The 19,550-nt window shown below is 40.8% G+C and carries 18 protein-coding genes; 7 read left to right on the top strand and 11 right to left on the bottom strand.

Going from position 1 to position 19,550, the window contains the following annotated elements; translation table 11 throughout:
- Positions 1-514: 514 nt before the first annotated feature.
- The 8 genes from I6E85_RS16625 to pspA form a co-directional block, all read right to left on the bottom strand.
- Positions 515-859, bottom strand: a complete 345-nt coding sequence (locus I6E85_RS16625) for a 4a-hydroxytetrahydrobiopterin dehydratase (protein ID WP_002958326.1) — start codon at positions 857-859, stop codon at positions 515-517.
- Positions 860-896: 37 nt separating this feature from the next.
- The gene (phhA, locus tag I6E85_RS16620; protein ID WP_002958327.1) at positions 897-1,694 is read right to left on the bottom strand and encodes a phenylalanine 4-monooxygenase; all 798 of its coding nucleotides are present in this window, start codon (positions 1,692-1,694) and stop codon (positions 897-899) included.
- Positions 1,695-1,931: 237 nt separating this feature from the next.
- On the bottom strand, positions 1,932-3,113 hold the full coding sequence (gene megL / locus I6E85_RS16615; protein WP_197237155.1) for a methionine gamma-lyase: 1,182 nt from the start codon (positions 3,111-3,113) through the stop codon (positions 1,932-1,934).
- Positions 3,114-3,528: 415 nt separating this feature from the next.
- On the bottom strand, positions 3,529-4,554 hold the full coding sequence (locus I6E85_RS16610; RefSeq protein ID WP_008134762.1) for a TIGR01620 family protein: 1,026 nt from the start codon (positions 4,552-4,554) through the stop codon (positions 3,529-3,531).
- Entirely contained in the window at positions 4,551-5,969 is a 1,419-nt protein-coding gene (locus I6E85_RS16605) for a YcjX family protein (RefSeq protein ID WP_197237154.1), read from the bottom strand. The genes I6E85_RS16610 and I6E85_RS16605 overlap by 4 nt, the downstream gene beginning before the upstream one ends.
- 63 nt (positions 5,970-6,032) lie before the next feature.
- A complete protein-coding gene (pspC, locus tag I6E85_RS16600; protein ID WP_197237153.1) occupies positions 6,033-6,434 on the bottom strand; it encodes an envelope stress response membrane protein PspC in 402 nt (133 codons plus the stop codon).
- Positions 6,431-6,664: an envelope stress response membrane protein PspB gene (gene pspB, locus I6E85_RS16595; RefSeq protein ID WP_024590985.1), complete on the bottom strand. Its 234-nt coding sequence runs from the start codon at positions 6,662-6,664 to the stop codon at positions 6,431-6,433. The genes pspC and pspB overlap by 4 nt, the downstream gene beginning before the upstream one ends.
- 72 nt (positions 6,665-6,736) lie before the next feature.
- Positions 6,737-7,396 (bottom strand): phage shock protein PspA, encoded by a 660-nt coding sequence (gene pspA / locus I6E85_RS16590; RefSeq protein ID WP_002958333.1) that lies wholly within the window; start codon positions 7,394-7,396, stop codon positions 6,737-6,739.
- A 186-nt stretch (positions 7,397-7,582) separates the two neighbouring features.
- Between pspA and pspF the strand changes: the two genes are divergently transcribed.
- The 7 genes from pspF to I6E85_RS16555 all read left to right on the top strand — a co-directional run bounded on the left by pspF (position 7,583) and on the right by I6E85_RS16555 (position 14,515).
- Positions 7,583-8,647, top strand: a complete 1,065-nt coding sequence (pspF, locus tag I6E85_RS16585; RefSeq protein WP_101163096.1) for a phage shock protein operon transcriptional activator — start codon at positions 7,583-7,585, stop codon at positions 8,645-8,647.
- Between the two features lie 15 nt (positions 8,648-8,662).
- Positions 8,663-10,270 (top strand): ABC transporter substrate-binding protein, encoded by a 1,608-nt coding sequence (locus I6E85_RS16580; protein ID WP_024607851.1) that lies wholly within the window; start codon positions 8,663-8,665, stop codon positions 10,268-10,270.
- A complete protein-coding gene (locus tag I6E85_RS16575) occupies positions 10,270-11,304 on the top strand; it encodes an ABC transporter permease subunit (RefSeq protein ID WP_101163095.1) in 1,035 nt (344 codons plus the stop codon). Before I6E85_RS16580 ends, I6E85_RS16575 begins: the two co-directional genes overlap by 1 nt.
- The gene (locus I6E85_RS16570; protein WP_024600105.1) at positions 11,291-12,184 is read left to right on the top strand and encodes an ABC transporter permease subunit; all 894 of its coding nucleotides are present in this window, start codon (positions 11,291-11,293) and stop codon (positions 12,182-12,184) included. Before I6E85_RS16575 ends, I6E85_RS16570 begins: the two co-directional genes overlap by 14 nt.
- Positions 12,185-13,177, top strand: a complete 993-nt coding sequence (locus I6E85_RS16565; protein ID WP_007580952.1) for an oligopeptide/dipeptide ABC transporter ATP-binding protein — start codon at positions 12,185-12,187, stop codon at positions 13,175-13,177.
- Positions 13,177-13,938: an ABC transporter ATP-binding protein gene (locus tag I6E85_RS16560; RefSeq protein ID WP_024590982.1), complete on the top strand. Its 762-nt coding sequence runs from the start codon at positions 13,177-13,179 to the stop codon at positions 13,936-13,938. Before I6E85_RS16565 ends, I6E85_RS16560 begins: the two co-directional genes overlap by 1 nt.
- A gap of 85 nt (positions 13,939-14,023) precedes the next feature.
- A complete protein-coding gene (locus tag I6E85_RS16555) occupies positions 14,024-14,515 on the top strand; it encodes a VOC family protein (protein ID WP_024590981.1) in 492 nt (163 codons plus the stop codon).
- A 108-nt stretch (positions 14,516-14,623) separates the two neighbouring features.
- Here the strand turns inward: I6E85_RS16555 and I6E85_RS16550 are convergent, their stop codons facing one another.
- The 3 genes from I6E85_RS16550 to lon form a co-directional block, all read right to left on the bottom strand.
- Positions 14,624-16,525, bottom strand: a complete 1,902-nt coding sequence (locus I6E85_RS16550) for a SurA N-terminal domain-containing protein (protein WP_024590980.1) — start codon at positions 16,523-16,525, stop codon at positions 14,624-14,626.
- 171 nt (positions 16,526-16,696) lie between these two features.
- Positions 16,697-16,987 (bottom strand): HU family DNA-binding protein, encoded by a 291-nt coding sequence (locus tag I6E85_RS16545; RefSeq protein WP_157823336.1) that lies wholly within the window; start codon positions 16,985-16,987, stop codon positions 16,697-16,699.
- 183 nt (positions 16,988-17,170) lie between these two features.
- The gene (lon, locus tag I6E85_RS16540) at positions 17,171-19,540 is read right to left on the bottom strand and encodes an endopeptidase La (protein WP_024590979.1); all 2,370 of its coding nucleotides are present in this window, start codon (positions 19,538-19,540) and stop codon (positions 17,171-17,173) included.
- Positions 19,541-19,550: the final 10 nt, after the last annotated feature.

Genomic DNA, 19,550 nt, shown 5'->3' with positions numbered 1-19,550 from the left:
AAAAAGCAGTTAGCTTATGAGCAACTGACCACTTAATCTAGCCAAAACAAGTTATGCACTTACAATTTGAATCTAGGTTGGTATTACTATAGACGATTGTCTTTACCTGGCAGGGAAAGTAATTTACATACCGCAAACGTATAAAGAAAAGGGTATTTTCTTTAGCATAATAAAAGAAGAAGGTAATGAAAAATTAAAGTATGGAATAAGGTACCCAAGTTCTGTAAGGATTATAGAGGTTCCAGAAGATGGTATGTTAATTGATTATCAAAATCTCGATGACAATAATAACGAATTTTTAGAATTAGTGACATTCTGGACTGAAAATCCAAATTCAGCTACAGATGTATATAAAATCGAATACAGTAATGAGATTAATAAATACCTTATAAAACTATAAGTAAAATTAACAATGAGCTCGTCACTGATAGCTGACAACTAAACACTTCCATTAAACGAATAAAAAAGCACTTATAAAATAAGTGCTTTTGTTGGTTTGCTCAATTAGTGTGGTTTACAGCGCGTTAAATACGTCGTCTGTTTTAGCTGCGCAAATAAAGTCGTTTTTGTGTAGGCCTTTAATTGAATGGCTCCACCATGTAACCGTTACTTTGCCCCACTCGGTTAATAAACCAGGGTGATGGCCTTCGTCTTCTGCCATGTCGCCTACTTTGTTAGTAAATGCGATAGCCTGTTTGAAGTTTTTAAATTTATAAACACGCTCTAGCTGCATAATGCCGTCGCGTACTTCTGGTACCCAGTCTGGGATTTTAGTAATTAATTGTGCTAACTCTTCGTCAGATACTTTTGGCGCATCTACATGACAGGCTTCGCATTTTTGTGCACTTAATGAAGACATTCTAAATCCTTACTTTTAGCTTTTTTAGCATTAATGTTTAACTGGCTAATTTTTCTTTGGGTGGAAATTTTGGGTCGTGCAAACCAAGCTCTTTAGCTCGCTCAACCAAAGTCATAATATCCATTTGCGATATATCAAACAGATCATGAATCGAATTTATGGTGTAGTACTGTGGTTGCATAATATCAATACGGTACGGAGTACGCAGTACATCAAGCACATTCATTGGGCTGATTTCTGGCGTATTAGAGTATACGTACTGAGTTTCACCTGGGCTTGATAAAATACCACCGCCGTAAATACGCAGGCCATCTTCGGTTTGCATTAAACCAAATTCAACCGTAAACCAGTATATACGCGCAAGGTATACACGGTCTTTTTTCTGCGCTGCGTAACCTAATTGCCCGTACTTATGCGTAAACTCGGCAAAGTCAGGGTTAGTTAGCATGGCGCAATGGCCAAATATTTCATGAAAAATATCTGGCTCTTGTAGGTAGTCAAATTCTTCGCGGCTACGAATAAATGTAGCTACCGGAAACTGCTTGTTTGCCAGTAATCTAAAAAACTCATCAAAGTCGATAAGCGCAGGTACTGGTGCAACTTGCCAACCGGTAGTGGCTAGTAACACTTCGTTTAGTTCGCTTAACTGCGGGATACGATCGTGCGGCAGGTTAATCTTTTTTAACCCTTGCATGTACTCGTTGCAGGCTTTGCCTTCAATGCATGCAAGTTGGCGCGCTACAAGCTCAGACCAAATTTTATTTTCTTCATCACTCCAGTGTATAACACCATTTTCGTCTGGTGTTTTGGATGTGTATTTACTTGCTTTAGCCATAAGTACCTTCTTGGGTGTGAGCCCTAAATCGGTGTCAGTGTGATACTCAAACCTATTGAATATCGAATGACCCCATACTATGCAAAAGTGAAGAAAAGTTTAATAGACAGGCTAATATCAGTATTTGGCGTGATCACCTTAATCGTAAAGTTAAAATTACACCTGTGGCACACTAAAAATACAGACCTTTAAATAAAGGCCTGTAGCTTGTTTTTATGTGTATACAATTAATTACACCTAACCAATTTTAGTAAAAGCTTGGTTTAAATCACTAATAATGTCGTTAACATCTTCAAGCCCAACCGAGAGTCTGATCAGCCCATCACTTATTCCAGCGGCGGCTCGCTCCTCTGGCGTATAAGGCGAGTGAGTCATAGATGCAGGATGCTGAATCAGTGTTTCAGCGTCGCCAAGGCTTACTGCAAGTGTACAAAGTTTCATACTATCAATAAATTGTGCGCCATCTTGTAGCGTGCCTTTTATTTCAAACGCAATAACACCACCAGCGGCTTTCATTTGATTACCAATAAACTTATAACCTGGGTGCGATTTAAGCCCCGGGTAATATACGGTGCTTACTTGTGGGTGCGCTTCTAGATATTCGGCTATTGTTTGTGCGCTTTGACAATGGCGCTCTATTCTAATAGCGAGTGTTTTTAGGCCTCGATTAATTAGCCATGCATCGTGCGGGCTTATAGTTGCACCAATGTCTTTTAGTACGGTCATTTTAATGTGTGTTATGTGCTCAAGCGATCCACATACAATACCGGCGACTACGTCTCCGTGGCCGTTTAAGTACTTGGTCGCACTGTGCATTATTATGTCGATACCGTATTTTTTGGGCGATTGCAGTAGCGGCGTTAAAAAGGTGTTGTCGACCACACTAATTAAGTTGTGCTCTTTAGCAACTGCGCCAATGAGTGCCAAATCAATCACCGCCATAGTGGGGTTGATTGGCGTTTCTACAAATATCATTTTTGAATTAGGTTTGATGGCAGCGCGTAGTTCGTTCTCGTTGGTCATATCAACAAAAGTGACTTCGATTCCCCAGCGCGGCAACATATGCGAGAAAAACGCAAAGGTACAACCATACAAAGCACTTGAAGCAACAAGGTGATCTCCTTGCGATAAAAAGCTCAGTACTGAGGCAGATACAGCCCCCATACCCGTTGCGGTTGCAGCTGCTGCTTCACAACTCTCGAGTTGAGCAACTTTTTGTTCAAGTTCTGTGGTTGTAGGGTTTCCTAAACGCGTATAAATATAGCCAGGTTCGTCGCCTGCAAAACGCGCAGCACCTTGTGCGGCATTTTCAAAATGAAAGGTAGAGGTTTGATACAAAGGAGAAGTGAGTGCGCCGTGCGGGTCGTTTGCTTTTTGTGGTCCGTGAATACACTGGGTGTTTATATGATGCTTGCTCATTGTAGGCTCATTTTTTGATTATTATGTTTTTGCGATTCAACAATCAAAACGTATGCGCTTACAAACAGCAAGCATGCCGGATGCTCAGATGGCTATTTGTGTAAAAACCGTGCAGCGCACGTTTGTACACAAATATTGCCACTGCTAATCTAGGGTCTGTTGATCTTTGCGGATTAAAATTTGTTCAAACTAGGGGCTATTTAATCGCGGCGCGAGGTTTGTAACCTAGTGGGCTAAGTAAAAGCCGAGCAACAAAGAGTAAATAGCCCCTAGGAAGAACCCTTTGGGCAGCGCATGTTTGGCATTAATGCTACGTTATCACCCATTTATGGGGAATAACCACACTACATAGGCTCTGCCTTGCCTAAATACCAAACAGACTGCTGCAAATTTAACCTAGAAAGTTCAACAGACCCTAGTGTGTTGGTTCCGCCTTTTTACGGCTCATAATTTTACCTGCGATGCTTTGCACAGTGCCTTTTAACAAGCTGCGTTTGTTTTCAAGCCTTGGTAATGGGCGACTAAGCTCCATTGCTTTGTAACCAATACGCGCTGTAAAAATACCGGCACTGACACCTTGCGCAGCCCGCCCCGAAAGCTTACCTAAAAGCTCAGCACTTAGTGCAGTTGCAGCAAGGTCAGATACAAGCTCAGCACTGCCTACAAACATCACTTGTTTTATCAGCATACGGTATAACTTTATACGGCTCGCGTAGCCAAAACCAATGCCGTAAATTTTACCAATTTGTTCTATTAACTTAGTACCGCGCCAAAGCACAGCCATCATATCCACCAGCGCAAGTGGGCTTAGGGCAACTAGCAGTGCAGATTCAGTCGCAAAACGATTTATAAGCTTTTTAGCTTTGGTGTCTTGGGTTATTAATAAACTATTGGCGTACAGCGTCATTATTTCTTTGTCGCTGTGATGCATCGCTACTTGGTTTTTAAAGGTTTCAAAATTATCAAGCTCCTGGTGTTTATTGAGCTTTTCAAGCCAAGGTAATGCACCGCCTACTTGCTCGCTGTTTAAAAGCCTGTCGGCTTCAACTCGGTGCAATTGGTTACGCTTTAAACTGCGCAGCATTCGGTACTCTCGCCACAATAAGCGCCCTATTAGCAGCACGCCACTTACAACCGCGGTTAAATAAACGCTGCCTAAAATAATTGACTGCTCGAAAGCAAATACTAACGAGTACGCAAACTCTAAAAGCACCAGTACTATAAAACTAATAGCAAAAACACCTTTAAGCGTTTGCCACTTTGACTTTTTGTACACAGGTTCTAGATCTATTTCTGGCTCTAGTGCTTCATCTTCAAGTTCTTCGTAATCACTTTGTCCGTGCTGAATAATTTTTGCAGGTGCTAAAACGGGTTCGTTTTGCTCAATGCTTTGCGTATCTATGCGACGCCCTGCTTGAAATGGTTGGTTTGACTCACTCATGTTAATTTGTCTCCTAGCAGGTACTGCATGACATGATCTAATCGAATATGTTTTAGTTGTTTATCGGGGCTCGGCATTGGAGAGAACGATAAAAACTCAAATCCCTGTGCTGGCCACTCACTTTTATTAAGCATCCGCGAGGGAGGTTGCGGCGGTAAATACGTAAGCCAATCAGGCTCGTGTAATGGTTTACCGTAAATGCAGTCAAGCGTTTGGCCTTTGTCGGCAATTTGGCGCGGCTGCGTTGCTGTAATTGACGACATAGCCATGGTTTCTATTTTTACACCATCAAACTTTAAATGATTGCTTTGCTCATGCACGAGCGAATCAAGTAGCAGTGCTAAATCTTTATGGTGCTTAGCACTTATGTGATCTGATTTATTAGCTGCAAATAATATTTTGTCTATGTTGGGCTTAAATAAACGTTTAAAAAAGCCTGACTCACCGTAATTAAAGTGTGCGAGTAATTGGTTTATTACACAGCTTTGCTCTTGGAGTGTTTCGTGCCCTTCGTTTAGCGCACTAAGTACATCTACAAGTACGATTTGGCGATCGAAGTGTCTAAAGTGCTCATTATAAAATGGTTTTACAACTTCTTTTATATAAGCGTTAAAGCGCTTAATTAAATGCGCTAAATTAGAACCCGCAACAACATCGTCACTATTTACTTCACCCGATACCGGAAAAAACAATAACAATGGCGCGCCTTGTAAGTCGCCAGGCATTAGCATGCGCCCAGGTTGTAACATGGCAAGTTTGGTGTCTTTTTTAAGCCCGACTAACATGCTTTGATAAAGCTGAGCAATATGAGCAAGTGCGTTTTCATCAACGGGAGCGTTTAAGTCAAGTTGCTTAACGGCCATTAAAAAATCACTTGATGTCTTTACGCGCGAAGGCTGAGTTAATAACGGGTATTGCTGCTCGCACCATTGAGCATAGCTTTGCTCAAGCATAGGTAAATCAAGGAGCCATTCACCCGGGTAGTCAATAATATCTAAATAAAGCGTTGATTGCGGCGAAAAGTGGCCGCGCAACCCTGCGTTACTTTGATACTTTATTGCCAAGCGCAGCGTATTAATCCGCTCGGTTGATGCAGGCCATGTAGGCATCCCATCGCTGGGTAATAATGAATTTAGCGCGCGCGTATAATTAAACGTAGGAACTTTTAACGCCTCTTGCGGCACAACTTTAGTGGCCACATGGCGGTGCTCGCGCATTACATCAAAAAAAGGTAAGTTTTTATCGTCCGCTTGGGTTGTTAAGTGTTTAACAAGCGCGGTAATAAAGGCTGTTTTACCACTACCACTTAGGCCAGTTACGGCAAGTTTTACGTGTTGGTCTAAACTGCGATGAAGGGCTTTTTGTGCTTTGCCTTTAATACTTTTAAAGGTCTTTTTTGCAAATGATTGGCTCATAAAGTGTCTTGCACCTAATTTGCCGTAATTTATCACGCTGCAAATAAGGTGCTATTAAATCCTTTAAAGTTTGTTAATTTCACGGCTCACCGTAAACTCGCTTGAAGTTACATGGCGCTCCATATCTTGAAGGCGAGTATCTACACGCGTTAAACGCTCTTTTAAATCTTGCAATGCGCGGCGCGGTGGCTCGCCTTTTTGCCATACTTTAAATTTTACTTCTAGCGGATCGTCATGTTTAGTTGAGCTTTTAGTTTGCACTGTTGCGGGCTCTTTTTTATCTAAAATGAACCAGGCTGCAATATACGCTACCACAAATAATGGGCCACCCGTTAGCAGTACCGCACTAACAAATATAATGCGAACTAACCATAACTCCATATTAAAGTAGTCACTTAATCCCGCACATACTCCGGCTATTTTACCGCGTTGTGGGTCTCTTAATAATTCGCGTTTGGCACTCATACTTTGCGTCTCCATTGTGGTGACTCTTGATCAAGCAATGCTTCAAGTGTTTCTAAGCGGTCGGCCATTTTTTCTGCCTTTTGCGCAAGCTCAAGTAATTGACGATGTTCGTGTTCACTTAAACCTTGGCTTACTTGCTTTTTGCTACGGTAGTGCAAAATTAGCCACAGTGGAGCAACAAAAATCATAAACAAGATAAATGGTGCAACTAATATCTCTGGATCAAACATAATCCTCTCCTGACAATCCGTTTTGATGTTTTTAAGCTGGGGCACATGGGCCCCATATATTTTTATATGTAATTATTTATCAGCTAGCTTCTTTTTAAGTTCGGCTAGCTCATCATCTATCTTTTCATTTTTTTGTAGATTAGCAATTTCGTCTGCTAACGTCTTTTTACCTAAATCGTAAGACTCAATTTGAGATTCTAGTCCATCAATTTTAGTTTCGTAACGTTCAAAGCGATTAAGTGCGTCTTCTACTTTTGAGCTATCAAGTGTCTTTTTCACTTCAAGGCGCGACTCAGCCGAACGTTGGCGAAGTATAATTGCCTTTTGACGAGATTTCGCATCTGCTAGCTTTTCTTGTAGTGTCGTTACTTCTTGCTGTAATTTCTCGATATGAGACTCTACATGTTCAAGTTCACTCGCTACTGAAGCAACGGCATCTGCCGACTTTTGCTTTTCAAGTAGGGCTGAGCGCGCTAAATCGTCGCGGTCTTTACTTAAAGCCAGTTCGGCTTTATCTTGCCAATCGCTTACCTGTGCTTTAAGCGTATCTAAGCGGCGTACAATTTCTTTTTTCTCAGCCAATGTTTTAGCTGATGTAGAACGTACTTCAACAAGCGTGTCTTCCATTTCTTGAATAATCAGACGAACCATTTTTTCTGGGTCTTCTGCTTTATCTAAAATGGCGTTGATATTAGAATTAACAATATCTGCAAAACGTGAAAAAATTCCCATAACATTTACCTCTGTAATTAAAACTTAGTTAGTCTGCTATAACTAGTATCAATATGCTTGCCAACTTTTTAAAAGTTAAAATACACTTTATTTTCATTACGTTAAACTAAATATACAAATTTCTTTAGTTATCCCGACTTATGAAATACACTAACTGTTAGTAAAAATGACCAAGAGTTAGGAAATATGAGCCAATATCGCCAACAGGATAATTTACTCGGCCAATCAGATAGCTTTCTGTCTGTATTAGATCAGGTATCGCAACTGGCTAATTTAGATAAACCGGTACTTATTATTGGTGAACGCGGCACAGGTAAAGAGCTAATAGCAGCACGCTTACACTTTTTATCAAAGCGTTGGGATCAAAACTACGTAAAACTTAACTGTGCAGCACTTAACGAAAACTTACTCGAAAGTGAATTGTTTGGCCACGAAAGCGGTGCTTTTACGGGGGCAAGCAAACGCCACGAAGGTCGTTTTGAACGCGCTAACAGCGGCACACTGTTTTTAGATGAATTAGCTAATACCTCAGCTATGGTACAAGAAAAACTGCTGCGCGTTATAGAATACGGTGAGTTTGAACGTGTTGGCGGCAAACAAACTGTAAAAGTAGATACACGCTTAGTGTGTGCCACAAACGAAGACCTCCCTTATTTAGCTGAGCAAGGTGAATTTAGAAGTGACTTACTCGATCGCCTTGCCTTTGATGTAATTACCCTGCCGCCACTGCGCGAACGCCAAGACGATATTATGCTTCTTGCTGAGCAGTTTGCGATGAATATGGCACGCGATTTAGAGTGGGAACTGTTTAGCGGTTTTACCCGAAGCGCAACAGAAACACTGCTTAGTTATGATTGGCCTGGTAATATTCGTGAACTTAAAAATGTGGTTGAACGCAGTTTGTATCGCCACGGTAGTGAACATATCCCCGTTCACCAGATTATTTTAGACCCATTCGATAGCCCATTTAGACCAAAAGCGCGCATTAAAGCACCTATAGCGGCTCAAACTGTTAATGCCGAGCCTATTGTTGTTGCGCCGCCGATTACTCAAACAAGCAGTAATATCGCCGTCGATATTCAATTTCCGTGCAGCTTAAAAGAGCGCTCAAACGACTTTGAAATAAACATGATTAATAAAGCGCTCGAACATAGCCAATTTAATCAAAAGAAAACTGCAGAAGTACTTGGTTTAACGTATCATCAATTACGTGGTTATCTTAAAAAATACAACTTGTTGGATCAACAATAGTCAGAGGTTATGCGGGTGCATAAATTATTACTTGTTTTGCTTGCCACCACTTTAGTTGGTTGCCTTGATAGCAAAGAAGAAATCATAGAAGAAAAAAACCAAGGCTTAGTTTATTGCGCTGAAGCTAACCCTGTGTCGTTTAATCCGCAAGTCACGACCACCGGTTCAACTATTGATATAATTGCTAACCAATTATACGACCGTTTAATTAGCATTGACCCTGTTACGGCAGAATTTCAAAGTGAGTTAGCGACCGATTGGAAAATTAGTAAAGATGGTAAATCGGTTACCTTTACCTTGCGTAAAGATGTAAAGTTTCATACAACTTCTTATTTTACCCCATCGCGGGATTTTAACGCCGACGACGTTATATTCACCTTTAGCCGATTATTCGATGTATACAATCCATATCACTTTGTGGGCGATGCCAATTACCCGTATTTTCAAAGTGTGGGGATTGATCAACTTATTCGTAAAATTGTGCGCGTGTCTGACTACCAAGTGCGTTTTGAATTGTTTAATCCTGAAAGCAGCTTTTTAGCTAATATGGCCACCGACTTTGCCGTGGTACTTTCAGAAGAATACGCCATGGAACTTAAGAAAAAAAACCAAGAAAACTTATTTGATCAGTACCCTATTGGCACCGGCCCGTATATTTACAAAGAATACCGCCGAGATCACCTTGTACGCTTTTACCGTAATCCACTTTACTGGAAGCACGACGTTGCACTTGAACAATTGGTTTACGACATAACCCCTAACGGCACTACGCGTATAGCAAAAATGCTGACTAAAGAGTGCGATGTAACGGCTCATCCAAGTAGTGCGCAATTGAGTATTTTAGCGCAACGTGATGATATAAACGTTGAAAAAGAAACGAACTTAAACATAGGTTATTGGGCGTTTAATACAGAACGTGCCCCGTTTGACGACTTACGCGTACGCCAAGCACTCGCACACGCAATAGATGTAGATAAAATAATGCAGGCGGTTTATTACGGTAACGGTACTCGCGCACAATCTATTTTGCCGCCAACCTCTTGGGCGTTTGAGCCACAAGAAGATATACCTACGTTTGATCCAGAACTTGCTAAAAAGTTACTTATTGAAGCAGGCTTACCTGATGGCTTTGATATGACGATATGGGCTATGCCTGTGAGTCGTATTTATAACCCTAACGCGCGAAAAATGGCTGAGCTTATGCAAAGTGATTTACGCAAAGTGGGCGTTAATGTAAGCATTGTAGAATATGAGTGGAACACGTTTATTCAACGTATTGGCGAGCATAGGCACGACAGTGTATTACTTGGTTGGGCCGCAGATACACCCGATCCTGATAACTTTTTTAGCCCACTACTGAGTTGTACCGCTACTTTTAGTGGTAAAAACCCAGCAAACTGGTGTAATCCCCAATTTGACTTATTGCTTACTCAAGCACTAGACACCACTGATTTAAACAAACGTAAAAAATACTACGAAGACGCACAAAGCTTAATTATTCAAGAGCTGCCGTTATTACCGATTGCTCATGGCCTGCGCTTTCAAGCGAGTAGCGCCGATGTGGAAGGCATAACACTTGGCCCGTTTGGCGCTATTTCGCTTGCCAATGCGAGGAAAAAATAATGATCTTAGATTATATTTTACGTCGCCTTGGTTTGTTCTTTTTTATGATACTGATGCTCAGCGTATTTACGTTTTCACTGGCGTATTTATTTCCCGGTGATCCGCTAAGTAATTTAAGCGGCATACCAAGTAGTAACTTTGCACAGCATAGTGAGCTTGAAGACAAATATTTATATAACAGCAATTACTTTATGCAATACATTGCCTTTTTAGGGCGAATATTTCAGGGTGATTGGGGGCTTTCATTTGCTTCTGGTAATAGTGTGTTTAGCCATATTGTTGATTTGCTACCGGCTACTTTAGAGCTAAGCGTATACGCATTAATAGTATCGGTTTTTATTGGTGTACCGACTGGCATTTTAGGCTCTGGCTATCATAAACGTTGGCCCGACAAGCTTATAAACTCTACCACTATGGTGGGTTATTCAATGCCTGTATTTTGGCTCGCATTGTTATTAATAATGGTTTTTTCATTAAAGCTTGGCTGGTTTCCTATGTCGGGAAGAATGGGGCTCCTTTACGAAATACCCGCCAGTACTGGGTTTATTTTAATTGATATTGCACTGGCTGGCTTTCCATATAAAGGAATGGCCTTTGTTGATGCGCTGCGCCATTTAACACTTCCGACTATTGTACTGGCTATGTATCCAACCACTGTATTAGTGCGCTTTACTCGCGAGTCTATGCTTAAAGTAATGGATCAAAACTTTATTAAAACAGCTAGGGCAAAAGGCCTTAATCGCCGCCAACTTATCATGCACCATGCACTGCGCAATGCATTACTGCCGGTAATTAAGCAAATTGGTTTGCAATTTAGTACGCTAATAACGCTTGCGATGATTACCGAAGTTATTTTTTCGTGGCCGGGTATTGGCCGATGGTTAATCGATAGTATTTATCAGCGTGACTTTCCTGCAATTCAAGGCGGGTTAATGGCAGTGTCTTTATTTGTTATTTTAGCTTCTATTACAGCTGAGCTTACTTACACTTTATTCGATCCACTCTCGCGGAATCAGGCCCATGGCAAAGTTTAATTTATTTTCTGAAGAGTCGAATAAATCGCCACTCGCGCGATTTTGGCGAAAGTTTAAAAATAACCACCCTGCTTTGGTTGGTTTATGGATATTTATGGCGTTTGCATTATTGGCCGCCACCGCTCCTTTTTTAGCCCCCTATGGTGTAAATCAACAGCATAGCGATGCACTACTTATTCCGCCATCGTGGCGAGAAATGGGCGATGTACGCTTTATTTTAGGCACCGATGATTTAGGCCGTGATGTACTCTCGCGCTTAATGAATGGTGCTACGTATACATTTGGTCTTTCTGTCGTAGCTGCCCTGATCACGACTATTTTTGGTGTATTAGTGGGTACTTTTGCAGGGATTAGTAAAGGACTGCGTTCAAGCTTTTTAAATCACTTACTTGATATAACGCTTTCTATTCCTTCTTTGTTATTGGCAATAATAATAATCGCCATACTCGGCCCGGGTTTAATGAATACGGTATGGGCAATTATTTTAGCGCTACTGCCGCAGTTTATTCACTCAGTGCGTAACCTGATTGTTGATGAATTAAGTAAAGACTACATTACTGCGTTTAGACTCGATGGTGCGTCTAATTGGCATATTATATCGCGCGGTATTTTCCCTAATATTTATGAGCATATTGTGGTTATATTCACGATGGCGCTTTCTACCGCTATATTAGATATTTCAGCACTGGGATTTTTAAAATTAGGGGCTCAGCCACCAACGACCGAATGGGGCGCAATATTAGCCGAAAACTTAGGCCTTATTTATTTAGCGCCGTGGACTGTAGCGCTACCTGGTGTGCTGTTATTTTTAGCCGTGTTATCTACTAATTTAGTGGGCGATGGCCTGCGACAAGTGCTAAAAGCACGTAAGGCTGATTAAATGCAATTACTCGATGTTCGTAACTTAACAATTGAACTACGTACCTCTGAAACTGTAATTAGAGCCGTAGACAGAGTGAGCTTTAGCTTAAAAGAGGGCGAAGTACATGCGCTTGTGGGCGAGTCTGGCTCTGGTAAAAGCCTAATAGCAAAAGCGATTATTGGTGTATTGAACGAACGCTGGGACATTACTGCCGACCGTATTCATTGGCGCGGCGTAGACTTAATGCGTTTAAGTCCAGAGAAACGCCGTAAAATAGTAAGCCAAGATATAGCGATGATCTATCAAGATCCAAGTCGCTGCCTTGACCCAACCGCTAAAATATTTGACCAAATTGCCGAAACATTGCCAGAGATCGCAACTAAAGGTTTCTTTTTAAAGCGCAACCGCGAGAGAAAAGACAGAGTAAAAGCGCTTATTCATAAAGTGGGCATTAAAAACCACGAAGCAGTACTAAGTAGTTACCCTCATGAGCTCTCAGAAGGCGTATGTCAAAAAGTAATGATTGCAATGGCCATTGCACGCACTCCAAAGCTATTGATAGCAGATGAGCCAACTACAGCGCTTGAGAGCACAACTCGCGCACAAGTATTTAGATTACTAAAAAGCTTAAACCAACTTAAAAACATGTCTATTTTGATGATCTCTCATGAACTTGAAGAGATTGCACATTGGTCGCATGGCATTCATGTTTTATATTGCGGGCAAATGGTTGAAGCAGGCCCAACCCATGAAATATTTAAACAGCCTCGCCATCCATACACGCAAGCATTACTAAAAAGCTTGCCTGACTACGAACAAGGTTTAGCGCATAAAGAACCTTTTTATGCACTTAAAGGGACTATCCCTACTCTGCAACATTTGCCTATTGGCTGCCGCCTCGGGCCACGCTGCCCGCAAGCACAAAAAGCCTGCGTGGTAACTCCCACTCTTACTAAGCATCATGGTCATAGTTATGCGTGCCATTTTCCGTTAATTAAGGACATGAAATAATGCAGCCGCTACTAAAAGTACAAGCGCTTTCAAAAACATTCAATGTGCGAGCTGGGCTTTTTTCACGTAAAAAGTTTGAAGTACTTAAAAATATTTCATTTTGTGTCGGTAAAGGCGAAAGTATTGCCATAATTGGTGAAACAGGTGCAGGTAAAAGTACATTAGCAAAACTACTTTCTGGAGCTGATACTGCTGATAGCGGGCAAATTTTGCTCGAGAATAATATTATCGAAGATAATGGCGTACGCGATAATCAATGTCGCCATATTCGTATGATTTTTCAAGATTCAGCTGCATCGCTCAACCCGGGGTTAACCATTGGCGAAATGCTTGATGATTGCCTGCAATATAATACTGAACTTGATGCTAGTGAACGCACTGAAAAGATTGATGCAACGCTTTCAAAGGTGGGTTTGTTAATCGATCATAAACACTACTACCCGCATATGTTTAGTGTGGGGCAACTACAGCGTGTTGCGTTTGCTCGTGCATTAATTTTAGATCCTAAGGTGATTGTGCTTGATGAAGCTGTTTCGTCTTTAGACCCTTCTATACGCGCGCAAATAGTGAATTTATTACTTAAGCTGCAGCGCGACACAGGCCTTACATATGTGATGATCACCCATCATTTAAGTCTAGTGCGCCACATCAGTGATTTTGTGGTTGTACTCGATAAAGGCGAAGTAGTTGAATACGGCCCTACTGAAGATGTTTTTCAAAACCCCCAATCAAAAGTAACGCAGCGATTACTGAGCTGCTAAACGCAACCTAGCGTGTAATGTAATCTCCTTTATGAAGGTCTTTGTTAAATGCGCAATTTAACAACTAAAACCATAAAGAGGATCTATGCTAAAAAAAACATTACTCACAGGCATTTCATCATTAGCGTTACTACTGCTATCAACAACCTCAATAGCTGACGAAAACTCTACCTCTAAAAGTTGGGTTGGTGGCGTTGATCATTTAGGTTTAACCGTATCAAACTTAAATGCATCCAAAGCATTTTTTACTGATGTACTTGGTTTTAAAACGCTAGGAAGTGATCCAACCTACCCCGCTTATTTTTTATCAAACAATAAAATAACCATTACATTATGGCGCGTAAAAAATGATGAAAAACGTGTGGAGTTTAATCGGGCAGAAAATGTGGGCTTACACCATTTAGCACTCAGTGTAGAAAGTATCAAAAAGTTAAGCGAGCTACATACACACTTAAAAATGCAAAATAATATTATTATAGAGTTTGCACCAGAAAACTTAGGTAAAGGTCCAACCCAACATATGATGATAAGAGAGCCTAGCGGCAATCGAATTGAGTTTATTGCCAGAGGTAATTAATACCAATCCGCAATAATACTTAATTAAGCGAATTGGTAATGTACCAACTTTATTTAAGACAATAAAAAAGGCGCTTTAAAAGCGCCTTTCTTTATGAGCTAAAATTAATTATTCAACAGTTTGTGTAGCCGTTGGTAAGTTAAGTTCAGCATTTGCTTTAAGCGCTTCAATAAATACCATGTAGTTTTTATTAGCTTGCGCCATAGTAATGCTTTGTTTTGCTTGAGGGTCAATATTAGCTGCAACTTGTGCATCTGTTACCGACTTAAGCGCAACAATTGCTGCATCACCATTATTTAAATTAACAAGCTCAACTACCACAGAACCTGCTGGGTGAGCCATTTTAAATGTTTGAGTCACAATAGCAGGTGAAACAGTGTAGCTTTGACGTGTTAACTGCGCTTCTTGGCGAAGTGTTAAGCTCTGCTCGTTAGCTACATCGTTTAAGCTCTTACCTGCTTGTACTTCTGCAAATAAGCTACGCGCTTTTTCTTTAGCAAGCTCAGATGATTTTTCATTAACTAAACGCGCTTTAATTTGCTCGCTTACTTCATCCAGCGCTTTAGTAGCAGCAGGTTTATGCTCGTTAATACGAACAATAATTGCATGCTCCTCACCAAGCTCAATAACTTCAGAGTTTACTTTATCTTCAAGTAAATCAACTGATGTTAGTGCTGCTACAACTGCAGGGCTGTTTAAAGGCTCTGGTAGAGCATTAAGTGCTAAAAGAGGTGTAGATTTAACTTCAACTTCAGCAACTTCTGCAGCGTCGTCTAAGCGGTCTGAAATTTCAAATGCAAGTGCGCCCATTTCTGTTTGCTTTTCGTAAAATGCATCTACTTTTTCAGCTTGTTCTAATTCAGCACGTAAGTCAGCTTTAACATCGTCATACGCTTTAACTTGTTGTGGTTGAATGTCTGTAAGTTTAATTATGTGATAACCAAACTCAGAAGCAACAACCTCAGAAATGTCACCTTTGTTTTGCAGTGCGAAAGTCGCATCTTCAAATGCAGGGTCCATTACGTCACGTTCAATCCATTCAAGGTCGCCGCCCATTTCGCCACTAACGATATCGTCAGATGATGATTGTGCTAACTCAGCAAAGTCTGCACCTTGCTCTAGTTGTGCATGAAGTGCATTGGCTTTTTCTTTTGCTGCATCATCGTCTTCACTGTTATCAATTAAGATATGTGATACGCGACGTTTTTCAGGTTCTATGTACTGCGCTTTGTTTTGCTCGTAATACGCTTTAACGTCATCCCCGGTTACCGATTCAACATTAATATCTGCTGCTTTAAGCTCAATATAACTTACTGAAATAAGCTCTGGAGATAAAAATTGTGATGCGTTTAGCTCGTAGTAATCAGACACTTCTTGCTCTGATACTTCTACGTCCGCGGCAAGCGCTTCTTTATTAATGACTAAGTAGTCAATACTACGAGTTTGCTGCTGTAGAGCAATTGCGCTTTTGAGCTCGCTCTCTAGGGCAAAGTCTGTACCTGCAACAGCTGATACAACCTGACTACGTGTCATATCTTTACGTAAGTATTCACGAAAAGCATCTGGTTGAAAGTTCATTTGACGAATTACTTGTAAGTAACGATCGTTATTAAACTTTTCACCAATTTGAAAGTACGGTAGCTCTAAAATTGTTTTACGTACACTTTCGTCGCTTACGCGAAGGCCTAAATCAGCCGCTAGCTGTGATTGCAATTCTTGTTGTACTAAGCGGTCAACTACACCTTGGCGAATTTGCGCCATGTAATTTGGATCAGCGGCAATTTGTGTAAAGTATTCACCAAATTGTTGCTCTAAACGGCTACGTTCATTTTGGTAAGCACGGTTAAAATCGGTTTGACTAATTTTAATTCCATTTACTTCAGCAACGGGTTGTTCTGTGGTTTGACCTAAGTAACTACCGATCCCTGCTAAGGCAAAAGATAAAATCACCGCGCCTAAAATTATTTTGGCTACAGGTCCTTGCGAACCTTCTCTGATTTTCTCAAGCATTTGTTTATCTCTTTTTGATCAAGGTATTTTACCTTGTCACATGTAAAAAAAGCGTATCTTACCAGATACGCTTTTTCACTTGAAGTAACTGGCGGTAAAGTTACTTAATTCATCTGTTGTGGTGAATCAGTAACTTTACACTCGCCATAACTAATGTGTTTAAAACAGTGATTAGTTTACTGCGTCTTTAAGCGCTTTACCGGCTTTAAAAGCTGGAATAGTTGCAGCAGCAATTTGGATTGTTTCACCAGTTTGCGGGTTACGGCCTGAACGTGCAGCACGGTCACGTACTGAGAAAGTACCAAAACCAACAAGTGCAACTGAGTCGCCTTCTTTTAGCGCGCCAGATACAGATTCGATGAATGAATCTAGTGCACGACCTGCAGCCGCTTTAGAAATGTCAGCATCAGCTGCGATTTGATCGATTAATTGAGATTTATTCACAATATCATCCTCTTTCATTGTTATTATCAAGAGCGATGGTTTTTTAAACTAACATCACTTTTTTGAAAATTGTAGAGCAAACTTTTAATGCTCACATGATTATATTTTTCTTAAGCCTACGCCCCATAAGGGCTAGGCTTGAAAACCAGTGCTTAACTTATCATACCGTTTAGATTTGAAAAGCCCTAAAAAGCACTTTTTTTAGCTTTTTTCTTGGTTTTTAGGTGTTTCGACCGAAAAACTCTCAACAGGATGCACTAAAGCAAGCTTTAACACCTCGTCAATCCAAGTAACTGGGTGAATATCAAGACCTGCCAGCACATTCTCTGGAATCTCTTTTAAGTCACGTTCGTTAATTTTTGGAATGATTACTGTTTTAATTCCACCACGATGCGCCGCCAATAATTTCTCTTTTAAGCCACCAATAGGAAGTACTTCACCACGTAGCGTAATTTCACCGGTCATTGCAACATCTGCTCGTACAGGGTTACCCGTTAAGCTAGATACAAGACCTGTTACCATTGCTGCGCCCGCACTAGGACCATCTTTAGGTGTTGCGCCCTCTGGTACGTGAACGTGAATATCACGTTTTTCGTAAAAATCGCTATTAATACGAAATGTATCTGCGCGATTACGTACTACCGTCATTGCCGCTTGAATCGACTCTTGCATTACATCGCCCAGTGAACCGGTATAAGTAAGTTTACCTTTACCTGGTACAGCCGCACATTCGATTGTTAGCAAATCACCGCCAACTTCTGTCCATGCTAAACCTGTAACTTGACCAATACGGTCGCCATCTTCAGCTTTACCATAATCAAAGCGTTGCACACCTAAAAAGTCTTCTAGGTTATCTTGATTGATAGTCACTGTTTTAGTGTCTTTTTCAAGTAAGATATTTTTAACTGCTTTACGGCATAGTTTTGAAATTTCGCGCTCTAGGTTACGTACGCCCGCTTCACGTGTGTAGTAACGAATAATGCCAATAATTGCACTATCTTCGATAACTATTTCAGACTCTTTTAAGCCGTTACGTTTTACTTGTTTAGTAATTAAGTGCTCTTTTGCAATGTTTAGCTTTTCATCTTCGGTGTAACCCGATAAACGAATAACTTCCATACGGTCCAATAATGGGCCAGGAATGTTAAAGCTGTTTGATGTTGCTACAAACATAACATCAGATAAATCGTAATCTACTTCAAGATAATGATCGGCAAAGTGGCTATTTTGCTCAGGGTCAAGCACTTCTAATAGTGCTGATGCTGGATCGCCACGCATGTCTGATGACATTTTATCGATTTCATCTAACAAAAATAACGGATTTTTAACGCCCACTTTTGTCATGTTTTGAATTAACTTACCTGGCATTGAACCAATATAAGTACGACGATGACCACGGATCTCAGCTTCATCACGTACGCCGCCAAGCGCCATACGAACATACTTACGACCAGTTGAACGCGCTATAGATTGCCCAAGTGATGTTTTACCAACACCTGGTGGCCCAACTAAACATAAAATTGGCCCTTTAAGCTTATTAGTACGCTGTTGTACCGCGAGGTACTCAATAATGCGTTCTTTTACTTTATCTAAGCCGTGGTGATCGCTATCAAGAATTTTTTGCGCGCCCGCTAAGTCTTTTTTCACTTTAGAGCGTTTTTTCCATGGCACATTAATTAATGTGTCAATGTATGAACGCACTACAGTCGCTTCTGCAGACATTGGCGACATCATCTTAAGCTTATTAAGCTCTGTCGTCGCTTTGTCTTGTGCTTCTGTTGGCATACCCGATTCTTCGATGCGTTTTTTAAGTGCTTCAAATTCGTCAGGTACATCGTCAAGCTCACCCAGCTCTTTTTGAATGGCTTTCATTTGCTCATTGAGGTAATACTCGCGCTGAGACTTTTCCATCTGCTTTTTAACGCGGGTACGAATTTTCTTCTCAACTTGCAGTAAGTCTATTTCGCCTTCCATTAATGCCATTAAATATTCAAGACGTTCTGTAACGCTTGAAATTTCTAGCACTTTTTGCTTTTCAGGTACTTTAAGCGGCATATGAGCTGCCATTGTATCGGCAAGGCGTGCTGGCTCATCAATACCTGAAACTGAAGTTAGTACTTCAGGTGGAATTTTTTTGTTTAGCTTTACATAGCCTTCAAACTGGCTAATTGCGCTACGAATAAAAATATCTTGTTCTTTCTCGTCTACCGAATCAGATTCAATAAATTGAGCATTAGCAACAAAAAAGTCATCGTTATCTACAAATTCTTCAATTTGTGCGCGCTGTGTACCTTCAACTAAAACTTTAACTGTACCGTCTGGTAATTTTAATAACTGAAGTACAGTGGCAATAGTACCGATACGATAAATATCATCTTGCTCTGGTTCATCTACAGTTGCATCTTTTTGTGCAACCAAGAAAATTTGTTTGTCTTTGTCCATTGCCGCTTCTAGGCATTTTATTGATTTTTCACGGCCAACAAAAAGCGGGATCACCATGTGCGGGTATACCACAACATCGCGCAGTGCAAGGACTGGGATTTCGACTCGGTCGGTTCTCTCAAGCGTCATTATAGTTTCT

The organism is Pseudoalteromonas sp. NZS71 (genome assembly GCF_015864715.1).
In the GTDB taxonomy this organism is placed as follows: domain Bacteria; phylum Pseudomonadota; class Gammaproteobacteria; order Enterobacterales; family Alteromonadaceae; genus Pseudoalteromonas; species Pseudoalteromonas arctica.
This window is presented reverse-complemented; position numbering and strand designations above follow the sequence as displayed.